14 protein-coding genes are annotated in these 14,477 nt (G+C 62.0%); 11 read left to right on the top strand and 3 right to left on the bottom strand.

Going from position 1 to position 14,477, the window contains the following annotated elements:
- The first annotated feature begins 144 nt into the window (after nucleotides 1-144).
- The 5 genes from CLV78_RS10645 (at nucleotide 145) to fliP (ending at nucleotide 5,657) form a co-directional block, all read left to right on the top strand.
- Entirely contained in the window at nucleotides 145-2,115 is a 1,971-nt protein-coding gene (locus CLV78_RS10645) for a DEAD/DEAH box helicase (RefSeq protein WP_106204785.1), read from the top strand.
- Nucleotides 2,116-2,470: 355 nt separating this feature from the next.
- A complete protein-coding gene (gene fliF / locus CLV78_RS10640) occupies nucleotides 2,471-4,027 on the top strand; it encodes a flagellar basal-body MS-ring/collar protein FliF (RefSeq protein WP_245924979.1) in 1,557 nt (518 codons plus the stop codon).
- 1 nt (nucleotide 4,028) lies between these two features.
- Nucleotides 4,029-4,637 carry a FliH/SctL family protein gene (locus CLV78_RS10635; RefSeq protein WP_106204783.1) on the top strand — a complete coding sequence of 203 codons (609 nt, stop codon included), beginning with the start codon at nucleotides 4,029-4,031 and terminating at the stop codon, nucleotides 4,635-4,637.
- Nucleotides 4,630-4,905, top strand: a complete 276-nt coding sequence (locus tag CLV78_RS10630) for a FliM/FliN family flagellar motor switch protein (RefSeq protein ID WP_106204782.1) — start codon at nucleotides 4,630-4,632, stop codon at nucleotides 4,903-4,905. The genes CLV78_RS10635 and CLV78_RS10630 overlap by 8 nt, the downstream gene beginning before the upstream one ends.
- Entirely contained in the window at nucleotides 4,905-5,657 is a 753-nt protein-coding gene (fliP, locus tag CLV78_RS10625) for a flagellar type III secretion system pore protein FliP (protein ID WP_106204781.1), read from the top strand. The genes CLV78_RS10630 and fliP overlap by 1 nt, the downstream gene beginning before the upstream one ends.
- Nucleotides 5,658-5,687: 30 nt before the next feature.
- Here fliP and CLV78_RS10620 read toward each other — a convergent pair whose 3' ends face one another.
- Together CLV78_RS10620 and CLV78_RS10615 are read right to left on the bottom strand one after the other, a co-directional pair.
- Nucleotides 5,688-6,548, bottom strand: coding sequence for an SDR family oxidoreductase (locus tag CLV78_RS10620; protein WP_106204780.1), 861 nt, complete (start codon nucleotides 6,546-6,548; stop codon nucleotides 5,688-5,690).
- A complete protein-coding gene (locus CLV78_RS10615) occupies nucleotides 6,545-7,027 on the bottom strand; it encodes a DUF1810 domain-containing protein (protein ID WP_106204779.1) in 483 nt (160 codons plus the stop codon). The genes CLV78_RS10620 and CLV78_RS10615 overlap by 4 nt, the downstream gene beginning before the upstream one ends.
- 218 nt (nucleotides 7,028-7,245) lie before the next feature.
- Here CLV78_RS10615 and ade point away from each other — a divergent pair, with 218 nt between their 5' ends.
- The 6 genes from ade to CLV78_RS10585 all read left to right on the top strand — a co-directional run bounded on the left by ade (nucleotide 7,246) and on the right by CLV78_RS10585 (nucleotide 13,241).
- On the top strand, nucleotides 7,246-9,051 hold the full coding sequence (gene ade, locus CLV78_RS10610) for an adenine deaminase (RefSeq protein ID WP_106204778.1): 1,806 nt from the start codon (nucleotides 7,246-7,248) through the stop codon (nucleotides 9,049-9,051).
- Between the two features lie 5 nt (nucleotides 9,052-9,056).
- Entirely contained in the window at nucleotides 9,057-10,523 is a 1,467-nt protein-coding gene (locus CLV78_RS10605; RefSeq protein WP_106204906.1) for an AMP nucleosidase, read from the top strand.
- 129 nt (nucleotides 10,524-10,652) lie between these two features.
- Nucleotides 10,653-10,943 (top strand): HU family DNA-binding protein, encoded by a 291-nt coding sequence (locus CLV78_RS10600; RefSeq protein ID WP_106204777.1) that lies wholly within the window; start codon nucleotides 10,653-10,655, stop codon nucleotides 10,941-10,943.
- Between the two features lie 207 nt (nucleotides 10,944-11,150).
- Nucleotides 11,151-12,038 (top strand): DMT family transporter, encoded by an 888-nt coding sequence (locus tag CLV78_RS10595; RefSeq protein ID WP_106204776.1) that lies wholly within the window; start codon nucleotides 11,151-11,153, stop codon nucleotides 12,036-12,038.
- Between the two features lie 57 nt (nucleotides 12,039-12,095).
- Nucleotides 12,096-12,809 (top strand): cytochrome c biogenesis CcdA family protein, encoded by a 714-nt coding sequence (locus CLV78_RS10590; protein ID WP_106204775.1) that lies wholly within the window; start codon nucleotides 12,096-12,098, stop codon nucleotides 12,807-12,809.
- 15 nt (nucleotides 12,810-12,824) lie between these two features.
- Nucleotides 12,825-13,241 carry a thioredoxin family protein gene (locus tag CLV78_RS10585; protein WP_106204774.1) on the top strand — a complete coding sequence of 139 codons (417 nt, stop codon included), beginning with the start codon at nucleotides 12,825-12,827 and terminating at the stop codon, nucleotides 13,239-13,241.
- Between the two features lie 32 nt (nucleotides 13,242-13,273).
- On the opposite strand, the gene aroC is transcribed toward CLV78_RS10585, so the two are convergent.
- Nucleotides 13,274-14,386 carry a chorismate synthase gene (gene aroC, locus CLV78_RS10580; protein WP_106204773.1) on the bottom strand — a complete coding sequence of 371 codons (1,113 nt, stop codon included), beginning with the start codon at nucleotides 14,384-14,386 and terminating at the stop codon, nucleotides 13,274-13,276.
- Nucleotides 14,387-14,477 lie beyond the last annotated feature (91 nt).

Genomic DNA, 14,477 nt, shown 5'->3' with positions numbered 1-14,477 from the left:
AAATCAGTACAGCGATCATGGGTGGCAAAGACGCGGACAGCGCTTCGCCAAAAACCGCTGAAGACGTTTCCGTGCCTTGCAGAACACTCTTTGCCCGTGGCGCAGCTTCGCGTTGGGCAACCAATTCAAGACGAAAGAAGTCACGTGAAACAAGCCCTCGCCGACGCGCTCCAGGAGCGCGGCTATACGAAATTAACCCCCGTTCAGGAGGCAGTGTCCAAGCCGGAACTCGAAGGCGCTGACCTGCTGGTCTCCGCACAGACCGGTTCTGGCAAGACGCTTGGCTTCGGTCTGGCAATCGCGCCCACCCTGTTGCGCAACGACGAGGCATTCGGCGCAGCGGGTGCACCGCTGGCATTGGTCATTGCGCCGACGCGGGAGCTTGCCCTGCAAGTGCGCCGGGAACTCAGTTGGCTTTATGCCAAGGCGGGTGCTCAAGTGGCCTCCTGCGTTGGTGGCATGGACATGCGGGACGAGCGCCGGGCGCTGGCACGCGGGGCCCATGTCGTGGTTGCAACGCCCGGACGTCTTCGCGACCACATCATGCGCGGGTCGATTGATTTGGGCGCGGTGCGATCCGTCGTTCTGGACGAGGCGGACGAGATGCTCGATCTCGGGTTTCGCGAAGATCTGGAATTCATCCTCGATGAAGCTCCCGAAAGTCGTCAGACCTTGCTTTTCTCGGCTACAGTCCCGGCCCAGATCGAGCACCTCGCGCGCAGCTACCAGAAGGACGCGGTTCGCATTGTCACACGGTCCGAGACAGCGCAGCATGCGGATATCGAGTATCGCGCCATGCTGGTGGCTGACCGCGACGCCGAGGCAGGCGTGATCAACACCCTTCGGTTCCACGAAGCGCCGAATGCCATCGTGTTCTGCAACACGCGGGAGATGGTGAACCGTCTGACCACACGGCTGTCGAACCGGGGCTTCCAGGTCGTCGCCCTGTCTGGCGAGTTGTCCCAAACCGAACGGTCCCATGCATTGCAGGCGATGCGGGACGGACGGGCGCGGGTTTGCGTCGCGACCGATGTCGCCGCGCGTGGCATCGATCTGCCGAACCTCGACCTGGTGGTTCATGCGCAATTGCCCTCGAACCACGAGACGCTGTTGCATCGCTCGGGACGGACCGGGCGGGCGGGGCGCAAGGGCGTCAGCGCGCTGGTGGTGCAGCCCAAGTTCCGCAAGAAGGCCGAACGCCTTCTGGGCGCGGCGAAGATCAAGGCAGAGTGGGGGGGGGCTCCCTCTGCGGATGCCGTGAAGGCCCGCGACGAGGAGCGATTGCTGGCCGATCCGATCTGGACCGACCGGGTCGATTCCTCCGAGCCGGACGTGGTCGGAAAGCTGGTGGAGCGTTTCTCCGCAGAGCAGATTGCACATGCATTCCTCGACCTCTACCGCGCGCAGCACTCTGCACCGGAGGAGATCGCCGAAGTGGACACCGCCCCGAAACCGCGGCGGGAGTTTGGCCCGAGCGTCTGGTTTTCGCTGTCGCTCGGTCGGACACAAGGTGCCGATCCGCGGCGCATCCTGCCGATGCTGTGCAAGGCGGGCGGGATCACAAAGGGAGAGATCGGCGCGATCCGTATCCAGCCCGATCAGACCTTTGTCGAGATCGCCGAGGCAAGCGCAGGCCCGTTCGTCGAGGCTTTGGGTCCCGAAATGACCGCTGAAACAGGGGTCCAGGTCAGCCAACTCGATGCCGCGCCCGCCTTCGCCAAGCCAACGGGCCCCGGCAAGCCGAAGGGGCCACGCGGGCCCAAGCCGCGTTCTCCGAAGCGGCCCGGAGTTGGAAAACCCGACTACGACGCAAGGCGCGGATCGGAAGAGAAGGCGCCAACGTCGAAGCGATATGGTGACCGGGACGAGATATCGGAGCGCAAGCCAAGGCACAAAGCGTCACGTGCAGGGGCGGGGGGCAAGGCACAGCCGCCAAATGCGACTTCCGACTCCGGCGCGGCATCGCCCGGAGTTTCGCGCAAGAAACCGAAAGGGCCACCGCCGCCTGTTGGCAAGCCTTCCAGCAAGAAAAACAAGGCCCGCGCCCAAATGACCTCTGGCAAGGGCGGCAAGGCCGGGCAGGGCGGACATGCCGCGCCCCGGCGGAAGAAGTAGCGCGTAGAAGCGCCTTCGTTCCTTGAAATGGGCCGGTGCTCTGGCGGCGATGCTTCTAGCCGCCGCAGGCGTTCAGGAGCAGAGGTGCGCAGTCGATTTGCTGACGCGCGGGTGAATACCGCGCGCAACGGGCATGTTCGCACCGGTGTTCTCTGCCCTAACCCAGACATGTTGCGTGTAATTTGACGGCCTGCCCGGTGTGTCCCATGCAAGCCGTCAAGAAGATCGTTTTCGGCTAACCGGTTGTTAAGCGAGATCGATCAAGGATGCACCGTGGCCAGAAGGCGCGACACGGAGGTTGCGGGTGCAGAACGCTCTAGAGAAATGGCAGGCATTGGACGCCAAGAGGCGGGCGATGTTGCTGGCGGGCCTCGTCGGGATGCTGGCGGCCCTTGTGATTCTATCGCAGGTCGCAACATCGAAGAGCATGACGCTTCTGTATTCCGGCCTTGAAAGAGGCGCCGCCGGAGATGTCGTTGCCGCGCTAGAGCAGAGTGGCGTGCAGTATGATGTTCGCGGCGATTCCATCTATGTCGAGTCTTCCGCCCGCGACGAACTCCGAATGGTGCTGGCAGGGCAGGGTCTGCCGGCGAACGGCAACGCCGGATACGAACTTCTGGACGGGTTGTCCGGGTTCGGCACGACATCGCAGATGTTCGATGCAGCCTATTGGCGCGCCAAGGAAGGCGAGCTGGCCCGAACCATCATGACCAGCCCCCAGATTCGTTCGGCTCGCGTACATATCTCCAACCAGACGACGCGCGGGTTCCGGCGTGGAACCACTCCAACTGCATCCGTGCTTCTGTCGTCCGCTGCTGGCGATGTGACCGCAGCCCAGGGCCGCGCCATTCGTTTTCTGGTTGCGTCCGCGGTATCCGGACTCAAACCATCCGAGGTCTCCGTAATTGATGGCGATACGGGACTGGTCCTTGGCTCGGTTGACACGGCTCCCGGCGTCGGAAGAAACCAGGCCGCGGAACTCAAGAGCAATATCATTCGACTGCTGGAGGCACATGTCGGTCCGGGCAATGCCGTTGTCGAGTTGAGTCTGGAAACCGTGACCGAAAGGGAGTCGATTGTTGAACGCCGGTACGATCCCGACAGTCGCGTCGCGATCAGCTCCGATACCACAACGACGTCCAGCAGCAGCAACGGAAGCCAGTCAGGTGCCGTCACGGTGGCCAGCAACCTTCCCGATGGCGACGCCGCGGGCGACGGAAGCAGCAACTCGACCAAGTCCTCGGAGAATCGGGAGCGCATCAATTATGAGGTTTCCGAAACGACGCGCGAGGTCCTGAAGTCGCCCGGAGCGATCAAGCGACTGACCGTTGCCGTGCTCGTGAACGGGGCAGAGGAGATTGGCGCGGATGGGGAAACGACAATTGTTCCCCGATCCGAGGAGGAACTTGGCGCATTGCAGGAACTCGTTGGGGCGGCAATCGGGCTCGACGAGACGCGAGGCGATCAAATCACGATCAAATCCATGGAGTTTCGCGCTTTCGAAACGTCGGCGTCTATCCCTGTATCCTCCATCGCCAACCGTCTCGATCCAATGGCGATCATCCAGGTCGGGATCCTGGCCGTCGTGGTCCTCATCCTCGGCCTGTTCGTCGTGCGACCGATCCTGAACCGCCCGAAACCTCAGAACGTCCTTGAGATATCTCCCCCGGAAACCGGAGCCGAAACCTCGCCCGGCCCCACCGGTGATGTTGCTGAGCCGGGTGCCCTTCCACCGCTCAACGTTGCCGGGGACATGTCTGGCGGCATGGCGAAGGATCTCGACCTTCTGCCGAGCCTGCCCATGCAGTCCGATGATCCCGTCGCCCGACTGAGGCAGATGATCGAAGAGCGCCAGTCGGAAACCGTGGAGGTCCTGCGAAGCTGGATGGAAGACGACAAGGAGAAGGCGTGACATGGGGCGTCCGATCAAACTCGAGTGCTTTGACAACGCCTTCCGGGAAGAAGCGGTCCCTACCCGGGTGGACGTCGATATTGAGGATGAAAAGCTGAAGTCGTTTGATTCCGGATACAGGGCGGGATGGGAAGATGCTGCAAACGCCCACTCTGAGGAACAGGCGCGAATATCTTCGGAACTCGCAGGAAACCTCCAGGCGCTGTCCTTCACGTATCACGAGGCGCGATCCGCAATACTGTCGGAACTGGAAGGTTTGCTGCGCGGCGTCGTGGACAGTGTGCTGCCCGGTAGCATTCGCGACATGCTGGGAGAAACGGTCCTGTCGCAAATCGCGAGCAATGCCGAAGGTCTGTCCGACGTCACGCTGGAGATCGTCGTGTCGCCGGACAACATCGAAGTTATCGAAGCCCTCATACAGGATCGTACCGACCTGCCGGCTACCATCGCGGCGGAGGCCTCTCTTGGGGCGGGGCAGGCATTCCTCCGGATCGGAGAGTCGGAACGAAAGATCGACCTGGATTCGACCTTGGAAGAACTGTCCGCGTCGATGACAGCCTTCTTTGAGCAATCCCGAGAACCCACAGCAGGGGAGATGCAACATGCCTGACACCGATGCGCCCAAGGACACGCCGTTTTCGCAGGTTCCGGTGGAGGTCATCGTCTCCGTCGGGCGGGCGCGCCCACGGATTGGCGAATTGCTCCGGATGGAGCAACACGCGGTGCTCCAACTCGACAGGAAGGTCGAGGATCCAGTGGAGCTGTTTGTCGGGGACCGCCTGATTGCTCGTGGCGAACTGGTGGAACAGGATGCCGGAGGCGGTCAATTGGCTGTCCGCATCCTCGAAATCGCTGACCCTGGACGGGAATTGACCTGATGTGGGCGGTGGCGCGGCGCCAGTGCCCGCTACTCCTGGCGGCGGCGTTTGTCGTGCTGGCCAGTGTCGGGCCGGGTGTGGCGCAGGATATTGAACTGAGCTTCGGAGAGTCCGGCTCACTGACGGCCAACAGCCTTCAGATCTTCTTCCTGGTGGGATTGATCGGTTTCGCTCCAGGCCTCCTGATCATGGCCACCAGCTTTCCATTCATCGTGACCGTCCTGTCCATTCTGAGGCAGGCAATCGGCTTGCAGCAGTCTCCGCCCAATATGCTGATCATCTCGGTGGCACTGGTGCTGACCTACTACGTCATGGACCCGGTTTTCCTTCAGGCCTGGAATGACGGGCTGGGACCGGCAGTCGAAGGGACCGTCGAAATCGACGAAGCTCTTCGCGGGATCATGGGGCCATTCCGGGAGTTCATGATGGCTCGCGTGGATCCAGAGACGCTTGGCGACATGTTTCAGCTACGACTGGACACGGCCGCACGGGAAATCGACGTTTCCGAACCACCGAACTCAGTCCTGATCCCCGCCTTCCTGCTTGGCGAGATCTCACGGGCGTTTGAAATCGGGTTCCTCGTCTTCATCCCGTTCCTGATCATCGACCTTGTTGTGGCCGCGATCCTCATGTCGATGGGAATGATGATGGTTCCCCCGGCTATGGTTTCGCTGCCGTTCAAGCTTGCCTTCTTCGCGATAGCGGACGGTTGGTTGCTGATCTCGCGCGCACTGGTCGAAGGTTACTTCTGAGGCCGGCTTTTTTGCCTGCGTCGCCACCTCCTACTTCGCGTGTGCCCTGGCCACCAGGTCGGCCAGTCCGCTCCTGTAGTCGGGGAAGCGAAGCCTGACGCCAAGTTCCTGTTTGATCCGGTCGTTCCGCACACGTTTGCTTTCGGCATAGAAGCTTCTTGCCATCGGGGTCATGTCGGCAGCCTCAAAGGCTTCGGCGTCTGGAACGGGCATACCAAGCAGGTTTGCCGCGTGCGCTATGACATCCTCCGGCGGGGCGGCCAGATCATCACAGACATTGTAGACGCCCCCCGGCGACGGGTGTCGTATTGACGCGGCGAGTATCTGGGCGATGTCTTCGACATGGATCCGGGAGAAGACCTGCCCGGGCTTGATGATCCTGCGCGCTGTTCCCGCTCGAACCTTGGCGAACGGACCCCGGCCGGGTCCGTAGATTCCCGCCAGACGAAAAACATGGAGCGGAATGCCATGCTGGTCGGAGAATGCCCTCCACTGGCTTTCCGCCAGCACACGTTGCTTTCCCCTGCGTGTGGTCGGCGTCAACGGGGTCGCTTCATCGACCCAGCCGCCGTCGTGGTCACCATAGACTCCGGTGGTCGAGAGATAGCCCAGCCAGTCAGGCCTAGCGCGAGACAAAGTGTCGGATAGCTCGGCCAGAAACGGGTCGCCGGAATCGCTCGGGGCGGCGGATATCAGGATATGGCTGGCGGACAATATCGCGTCCGTCAGGTCTGATCCCGGCCAGATGCGCAGGTCTACGCCGTCCTGCCCCGCGCCGGCTTCCCGCACCGCACGGGTGGTCCCGATGAAGTGCCAGTCGCCAGAGCGAAGATGCTCGACCAGGGCCCTTGCGGAGTAGCCGTGACCAAGCGTGAGAAGGGTGTTTGTCATGGGACCGGTATGTCCCCTGCTGGTCCGGCGGGCAAGCCGTTGTCCATGTCGGGGGATCGCTCCAATCTTCTGAGTGTTTCCCGGCATCGCGCGCCGTCGAAGAAACCGTCCAGCACCGCGTCAAATGGGGCGGGGTTCGTTGCAACCGTGGAAAATAGGGTCGCACTGGACTGGAGTTTGCAGGCGTCCACGTCCCCGAAGATTTTCTGGGGCGCGCGTCCGACATGGGGCAACAGGCGTCCGAAGGCATCGTTCAGCCGCGCCCCGAGCAATTCGTGCGCAAGGTAGCGACTGGCCTCCTCCGCATCCGCGATCCCGAAGTAAGTGGCCCGATGAGAGTATCCAAGGCCCCGCAACTGTGGATAGATGAACCACATCCAGTGGCTCTGCTTCATACCCGCGTCGATCTCGGCCATGGCATCCGCCCAGATCCCGTCCTGCGCTTCGGTGAAACGGTCGAGACTGGTTTCATACAACATGGGACCCTCCGCAGTGCGTCTTGAGACCTGCCTAGGGTAGTTAACGTGTTCCCAAGCATCCGGCCACCGCGGGGTGCATTCTGTACCGTGCGATCTGGCACGACACGCGAGTGGTCTTGGCTCACTTCGACTTGCATCTTCCTCTGCTCATGCTGCCCGGCGCGATTGCGGGTCCATCGCCATCTTGCGTCGGCCCGAAATACGGAGAATTGTGGCCCATGGAAAAGAAGAAGCTAAAAACCTGGGCGCAGGCTGCGCCCAAACTGGTGGCGGTTGCCGCCGGTCGAGAAGCTGCCGACCTCGTTGTCCGCGATGGCATCTGGGTCAATGTCCACAGCCGCGAACTGCTGCCGAAGCACGACATTGCCGTGGCCGACGGGCGGATCGCCTATGTCGGGCCGGATGCCAGCCACTGCATTGGCGCCGATACGCGTGTGATCGAGGCAAACGGGCGCTACATGATCCCGGGGCTTTGCGACGGGCACATGCATATAGAGTCCGGCATGTTGACGCCTGCGGAGTTTGCCCGCGCCGTCATTCCGCATGGAACCACCACCATGTTTACCGATCCACATGAGATCGCGAACGTGCTGGGGTTGGAGGGCGTCCGCCTCATGCACGACGAGGCAATGATGCAGCCGGTCAACATCTTTACCCAGATGCCGTCCTGTGCGCCTTCGGCCCCCGGGCTGGAGACCACCGGATACGAGATCACTCCGGATGACGTTGCAGAGGCAATGTCCTGGCCGGGGATCGTTGGGCTTGGAGAGATGATGAACTTTCCGGGGGTCATCAATGGCGACGCCAAAATGCTCGCCGAAATCGCCGCGACCCAGGCGGCCGGCAAGACCGTGGGCGGGCACTATGCTTCCCCCGACCTGGGGCCCGATTTTCATGCTTATGCGGCCGGCGGGCCCGCCGACGACCACGAAGGCACACGCGATGCCGACGCAATCGCGAGGGTCCGGCAAGGCATGCGGGCAATGCTGCGTCTGGGAAGTGCATGGTATGACGTTGAAAAGCAGATCACGGCGGTGACGGAACAGGGGCTGGACCCACGGAACTTCATTCTTTGCACGGATGATTGCCACTCCGGGACCCTTGTGAACGATGGCCATATGAACCGCGTGGTTCGCCATGCCATCGAGTGTGGTTGCGATCCATTGGTGGCGTTGCAGATGGCGACGGTGAACACGGCAAGCCATTTCGGGCTGGAAAGGGAACTTGGCTCGATCGCCCCGGGGCGGCGAGCGGATATCATCCTGTCGTCCGACCTGACGGCCCTGCCGATCGAATTGGTGATTGCCCGTGGCGAGGTCGTGGCCGAGGCCGGACGAATTCAGGTCGACTGCCCGCACCTTGGCTGGCCTGCCCATGCCCGAAGCACGGTTCACCTCGGGGCGTCTCTGTCGGCTGAGAGTTTCGAGGTCGCCGCGCCATCGGGCGCCAACGGCGTTCGCGTGAAGGTAATCGGTGTCGTGGAAAACCAGGCGCCGACCAAGGCTTTGTCGGCGGATCTGCCGGTGCAGGAAGGTGTGGTCGAGGGCACGGGAGAGGTCTGCCAGATCGCGCTTGTCGAACGACACCGTGGCACCGGCGGGGTCACAAACGCCTTTGTGCAGGGGTTTGGCTATTCCGGGCAGATGGCGATGGCCTCGACGGTTGCACATGACAGCCACCACATGATCGTTGTCGGCACCTCGCGAGAGGACATGGCGCGCGCAGCCAACAGACTTGGTGAGGTCGGCGGCGGTGTCGTCCTGTTCCGCGACGGCGAGGAGAAAGCCTTGGTTGAACTTCCCATCGCGGGATTGATGTCGGATGATCACGCGGAAACCGTGGCGGCCAAGGCGGAGGCGCTCGGGCGGGCGATGGAGGCCAGTGGCTGTCGGTTGAACAATGCCTACATGCAGCATTCCTTGCTGGCGCTGGTCGTGATTCCGGAATTGCGGATTTCCGACAAGGGTCTTGTGGATGTGACCAGGTTCGAGGTGACCGATCTGATCGAAGGGGTTCTTGAATGAACGGAATGAACCATGTCGTGACACCGGATCAACCGGATCGCGCACTCTACAACGACGCCGTGAAAGCCGTGGATCGGTTGATCGAACTCTACGACAGTTCGACCCGCTTCCTGACAGAGAAGTTCGCCGAAGCGCTTCAAGGCGACATACCGGTAAACCGCTACCGCGCCTTTTATCCAGAGATCCGGCTGGTTTCGACGAGCTACGCCCAGGCCGACAGCCGCCTGGCGTTTGGTCACGTGGCGGAGCCCGGAGTCTATTCGACGACCGTGACCCGGCCGGACCTGTTCCGGAACTACCTCATCCAACAAATCAACCTGGTGCTGAAAAACCATGGCCAGCCGGTGATGATCGGCCCGTCCGAAGTGCCAATCCCGGTTCACTTTGCGGTCGTCAACGATGCCAGCCTTTCTGTTCCGCAGGAAGGCGCCCTAAAGTTCCAGTTGCGCGACGTGTTCGACGTACCGGATCTGGCGACAACCAACGACGATATCATCAACCGCTTCGGATTTGAGCATCCGGATGGCTCGGGGGCCTTGGCGCCTTTCACGGCGCAGAGGGTGGATTACTCGCTGGCGCGGCTCAGTCACTACACCGCGACAGGCCCACACCATTTTCAGAACCATGTTCTCTTCACCAACTACCAGTTCTATGTCGAGGAGTTCGAGGCCTACGCCCGCGCCGCCCTCGACGATCCGGAGAGCGGCTACACCTCCTTCGTCGCGCCGGGGAATGTCGAGATCACGGAGGGAACCGCGCGCCTTGATCCGCCTGCGAAGTTGCCACAGATGCCGACCTACCACCTCAAGCGGGAGAACGGCGAGGGGATTACTCTTGTCAACATCGGCGTCGGCCCGTCGAATGCAAAGACCGCGACGGATCATATCGCGGTGCTTCGTCCGCATGCCTGGCTGATGGTCGGCCATTGTGCCGGGCTCCGCAACAGCCAGGCGCTCGGTGATTTTGTGCTCGCACATGCCTACCTGCGCGAAGACAAGGTGCTGGACGACGACCTGCCGGTCTGGGTGCCGATCCCAGCTTTGGCGGAGGTCCAGGTGGCGCTCGAGGACGCGGTGGAGCAGGTGACCCGGCTCGGCGGCTACGAACTGAAGCGGATCATGCGCACCGGGACGGTCGCGACGGTCGATAATCGGAACTGGGAGCTACGCGACCAATCCGGGCCGGTGCAGCGGCTCAGCCAGTCCCGCGCCATTGCGCTCGACATGGAAAGTGCCACGATTGCCGCCAACGGCTTCCGGTTCCGCGTTCCCTACGGCACGCTTCTGTGTGTGTCGGACAAACCGCTGCATGGTGAGTTGAAGCTTCCGGGAATGGCCAGCGCGTTCTACAAGACGCAGGTTGCGCGTCACCTGCTGATCGGGATACGTGCCATGGAACTGCTTCGGGGCATGCCTCTCGAGCGCCTTCATTCGCGGAAATTGCGCAGTTTCGAGGAAACAGCCTTCCTTTGACTGTGGAAAACGCACAAAACCCCTTGTTTTCCTGCGCACAAACCCACAAAAAGTTGTGGGCTGAGCCAACATGACGTAGAATCAGTCGAATAAGCCCCAATACAAAGGGCAACAACGAGGAGACCATACATGGCCACCAAACCGATGACCAAGACGCAGCTTGTTGCCGCCATCGCCGATGCGATGGAGACCGACAAGAAGACCGCCACTGCTGCGTTGGATGCCGTGACCGGCATTATCACCAACGAAGTAGCAAACGGCGGTGCCGTGACCTTACCCGGCGTTGGCAAGATCTTCTGCCGCGAGCGTCCGGCCCGTCAGGTCCGCAATCCTGCCACCGGCGAGATGATCGACAAGGATGCGGACAAGGTTGTCAAGATGACGATTGCCAAGGCTCTGAAGGATTCCGTGAACGCCTGATAGGCGTTCCTTCAGATGTAAGAGTTTCAGGGGTCGCCAGCACTGGCGACCCTTTTCCTTTTGGGCGAATGACGCGGCGGTGCACGACCGGTGTCATTTGGGGATTGAAAGACCGGGCAGTTGACACGAGGGTTCGCCGGAACCGTGGTGCCACATCGCCTGCGTGTGAAATCTCCTGCCCGGAGCAGGTGAATCCGGGATCAGACTATGGATGTTCGTGCGATATTGATGGGGTTGGCCTTCGCGCTGATGTGGTCCTCGGCGTTTTCGTCCGCGCGGATCATTGTCAGTCACGCACCGCCGCTCGGTGTTTCCGCGGTCCGGTTCCTTCTGGCCGGTCTGATTGCCGTGGGGATCGCCCGCGCCCTCGGCCAGAACTGGCGACTTACCACGTCGCAGGCGCGAATGACGGTGATCTTCGGGATCTGCCAGAACGCCCTCTATCTCGGGTTGTTTTTTGTCGCGATGCAGACGGTCGAAGCGTCGCTCGCCGCGATCATAGCCTCCACCATGCCACTGATCGTTGCATTGGCAGGCGCTCTGTTTCTGGGCGAGCGGATCCCGGCAACAGGTATCGTGGGGTTGCTTGCCGGATTTCTGGGCGTGGCCATTGTCATGGGAAGCCGGGTGCAGGCGGGTGGCCTGGACCCATTCGGCATCGCTTACTGCGTCATTGGCGTTCTGGCGCTCGCCTTTGCGACGCTGGCTGTGAGGGGGGCGTCTTCGGGCGGGAACGTCCTGATGATTGTCGGGTTGCAGATGCTGGTCGGATCGGCTGTGCTGTTCCCGGCGTCTCTGCTGACCGAGGTTTGGGTGGTCGACTGGACCTGGCAACTCGTTGCGGCGTTCAGCTACACGGTGATCGTGCCCGGGCTGGTGGCCACGCTTGTTTGGTTTCTGCTGGTGCGCCGGATCGGCGCGGTCAAGGCCGCGACCTTTCACTTTCTGAACCCGTTCTTCGGCGTCGCAATTGCCGCGCTCCTGCTGGGCGAAACCCTCGGCCCCTGGGATGTCGTCGGCGTCGTGGTCATCATGTTCGGCATCCTGGCGGTGCAACTCTCCCGGCAGCCTGTCACAAATCCCACGCGGAAGTGAGACATCGGCGGGGTTTCGTGTGATGACACCTCCCCGATTTTGCGCAACTTCTGCGGTATGGATCTGATACTTGGATATGGCGCGGGGCTGCTGACCCTGATCAACCCATGTGTGTTGCCGGTCTTGCCGATCGTTCTGGCGACGGCACTGCAGGCGAGCAGATGGGGGCCGGTGGCGCTCGCGGCGGGCATGAGCCTGTCGTTCGTCGTACTTGGGCTGGGGCTCGCCACAATCGGTCAAAGCCTTGGGCTGGATGAGCAGATGGTCGGCAAGGTCGCCGCCGTGATGATGGTTGCCTTTGGTCTCGTGCTGCTCGTTCCGCGGTTTTCCGAGAGCTTCGCAACCGCCACGGCCGGGTTCGCGGGTACAGCCGACGCTCAGTTCGACGAAATCGACCGATCCTCGTTGTCCGGTCAGTTCTTCGGTGGCTTGCTGCTGGGCGCGGTCTGGAGCCCCTGCGTGGGGCCGACGCTCGGTGCGGCGATCTCGCTTGCCTTTTCCGGGGAGAGCCTCGTCTGGGCTGGCGCGATCATGGTGGCTTTCGCTGCCGGGGTCTCTACCATCATCCTTGCGCTGGGCTATGGCGCCCGGTCGGTGATCCAGAAACGCCAGGCCTGGATGCGGGCGGTCGCCACGCGTGGCCGCCCGATACTTGGCGGCGTGTTCGTGGCCGTGGGCCTCGCGCTGCTCTTCAATGTTCACCACATGGTCGAAGCCTGGGCGCTGGATGTCATGCCGATCTGGCTTCAGGACCTATCCGTTTCCCTCTAGTTCAAGGAGATTCCCATGGACCGTCGTTCCTTTCTGACCCTCGCGGTCGCGTCGGCTGTCGTGCCGCTTGCCTCCGGTGCTCAGGCTGCCTCGGTGGCTTACAAACCCGGTCTCGTGACCGAAAAGCTGAAGGCCGGCGAGACGGTGTTCCTCGATTTCAAGGCAAGCTGGTGTACGACCTGCAAGGCGCAGGAACGTGCCATACAGGCGTTGAAGGCGGAAAACCCGGCCTATGATCAGGCAATTACCTTCATCGATGTGGACTGGGACACCTATGGCAAATCCGACCTTGCCAAATCGCTCAAGATCCCGCGTCGGTCCACGCTGGTGGTCCTAAAGGGCGACAAGGAGCTCGGCCGGATCGTGGCAGACACGTCGAAGGGGTCCATCAAGGCACTTATGGACAAGGCGCTGACGGCAGCTTCGGCCTGATCCGTGGTGGCCGGGACGCCCCGGCCATTGCCTCAAATGGTCGGTCCGATCTTGCCGGGCAGACCCTCGCCAACCTGACCCCGGTGCATCAGGATGTGGTCGAGCAACACGCAGGCCATCATCGCCTCGCCAACGGGAACGGCGCGAATGCCGACGCAAGGGTCGTGCCTTCCCTTCGTGACGATCTCCGTGTTTTCGCCGGACTTGGATATGGTCTTGCGGGGTGTCAGGATCGATGACGTCGGTTTGACCGCGAAGCGCACCACCACATCCTGCCCGGTCGAAATCCCGCCGAGGATTCCACCGGAGTGGTTGGAGCTGTAGCAAGGTCCATCATCCCCCATGGAAATCTCGTCGGCATTCGCTTCCCCGGTCAGCATCGCGGCGGCCATGCCTTCACCGATCTCCACGCCCTTGACCGCGTTGATCGACATCATTGCGGCGGCAAGCTCGGTATCGAGTTTGCCATAGATCGGCGCACCGAGACCTGCTGGCACACCGGAGGCACGCAGTTCGATCATTCCGCCGACGGAGGAGCCGGATTTCCGGATGCTGTCCAGATAAGTGGACCAGTCATCGACCGCGCCGGCGTCCGGGATCCAGAACGCGTTGTTCTTGACCTCCGCCAGATCGAACCGGCTTCGGTCGATGGTCTGGGTTCCCATCTGGACCATGTAGCCAGTGATGGAAAGCTCGGGCGCGAGCTTGGCAAGTGCCTCCCGCGCAACGCCACCAGCGGCAACACGCGCGGCCGTTTCGCGTGCGGAGGAGCGCCCGCCGCCGCGATAGTCGCGAATCCCGTATTTTTGCCAATAAGTTATGTCGGCATGGCCGGGGCGGAACTTCTCCGCGATCTCGCCGTAGTCCTTCGACCGCTGGTCAGTATTGCGGATCATCAACTGGATCGGTGTGCCGGTCGAGACGCCCTCGAAGACGCCGGACAGGATTTCCACCTGGTCGGCTTCGCGACGTTGGGTCGTGAAGCGGCTGGTGCCCGGCTTGCGTTTGTCGAGCCAGATCTGTAGCGCCTCCGCCTCGATCGGAATGCCCGGCGGGCACCCATCGACAGTCGCGCCTAGTCCGGGACCGTGGCTTTCGCCCCAGGTGGTGACACGGAACAGGTGACCGAAGGTGTTCAGGCTCATGTGCGGGCACTCCTTTGAACCGGGTCTATCGGTTGCCCTGGCAAGGCTCAACATGGGAAAGCACGGATTGCGCCCGGTACACTTTCGGCCT

Origin of the sequence: Aliiruegeria haliotis, assembly GCF_003003255.1 — a bacterium.
GTDB classification, from domain to species: Bacteria; Pseudomonadota; Alphaproteobacteria; order Rhodobacterales; family Rhodobacteraceae; genus Tropicimonas; species Tropicimonas haliotis.
The sequence above is the reverse complement of the archived record's forward strand: the minus strand, read 5'-3'. Positions and strand labels throughout refer to the sequence as shown.

Excerpts from the sequence above, each read along its gene's own strand:
- fliF (WP_245924979.1), top strand. The coding sequence starts at position 2,471 with ATGTTGCTGGCGGGCCTCGTCGGGATGCTGGCGGCCCTTGTGATTCTA.
- CLV78_RS10620 (WP_106204780.1), bottom strand. The coding sequence starts at position 6,548 with ATGACAAACACCCTTCTCACGCTTGGTCACGGCTACTCCGCAAGGGCC.
- CLV78_RS10630 (WP_106204782.1), top strand. The coding sequence starts at position 4,630 with ATGCCTGACACCGATGCGCCCAAGGACACGCCGTTTTCGCAGGTTCCG.
- CLV78_RS10600 (WP_106204777.1), top strand. The coding sequence starts at position 10,653 with ATGGCCACCAAACCGATGACCAAGACGCAGCTTGTTGCCGCCATCGCC.
- CLV78_RS10590 (WP_106204775.1), top strand. The coding sequence starts at position 12,096 with ATGGATCTGATACTTGGATATGGCGCGGGGCTGCTGACCCTGATCAAC.
- CLV78_RS10615 (WP_106204779.1), bottom strand. The coding sequence starts at position 7,027 with ATGTTGTATGAAACCAGTCTCGACCGTTTCACCGAAGCGCAGGACGGG.
- CLV78_RS10635 (WP_106204783.1), top strand. The coding sequence starts at position 4,029 with ATGGGGCGTCCGATCAAACTCGAGTGCTTTGACAACGCCTTCCGGGAA.
- CLV78_RS10595 (WP_106204776.1), top strand. The coding sequence starts at position 11,151 with ATGGATGTTCGTGCGATATTGATGGGGTTGGCCTTCGCGCTGATGTGG.
- CLV78_RS10605 (WP_106204906.1), top strand. The coding sequence starts at position 9,057 with ATGAACCATGTCGTGACACCGGATCAACCGGATCGCGCACTCTACAAC.
- aroC (WP_106204773.1), bottom strand. The coding sequence starts at position 14,386 with ATGAGCCTGAACACCTTCGGTCACCTGTTCCGTGTCACCACCTGGGGC.
- fliP (WP_106204781.1), top strand. The coding sequence starts at position 4,905 with ATGTGGGCGGTGGCGCGGCGCCAGTGCCCGCTACTCCTGGCGGCGGCG.
- ade (WP_106204778.1), top strand. The coding sequence starts at position 7,246 with ATGGAAAAGAAGAAGCTAAAAACCTGGGCGCAGGCTGCGCCCAAACTG.
- CLV78_RS10585 (WP_106204774.1), top strand. The coding sequence starts at position 12,825 with ATGGACCGTCGTTCCTTTCTGACCCTCGCGGTCGCGTCGGCTGTCGTG.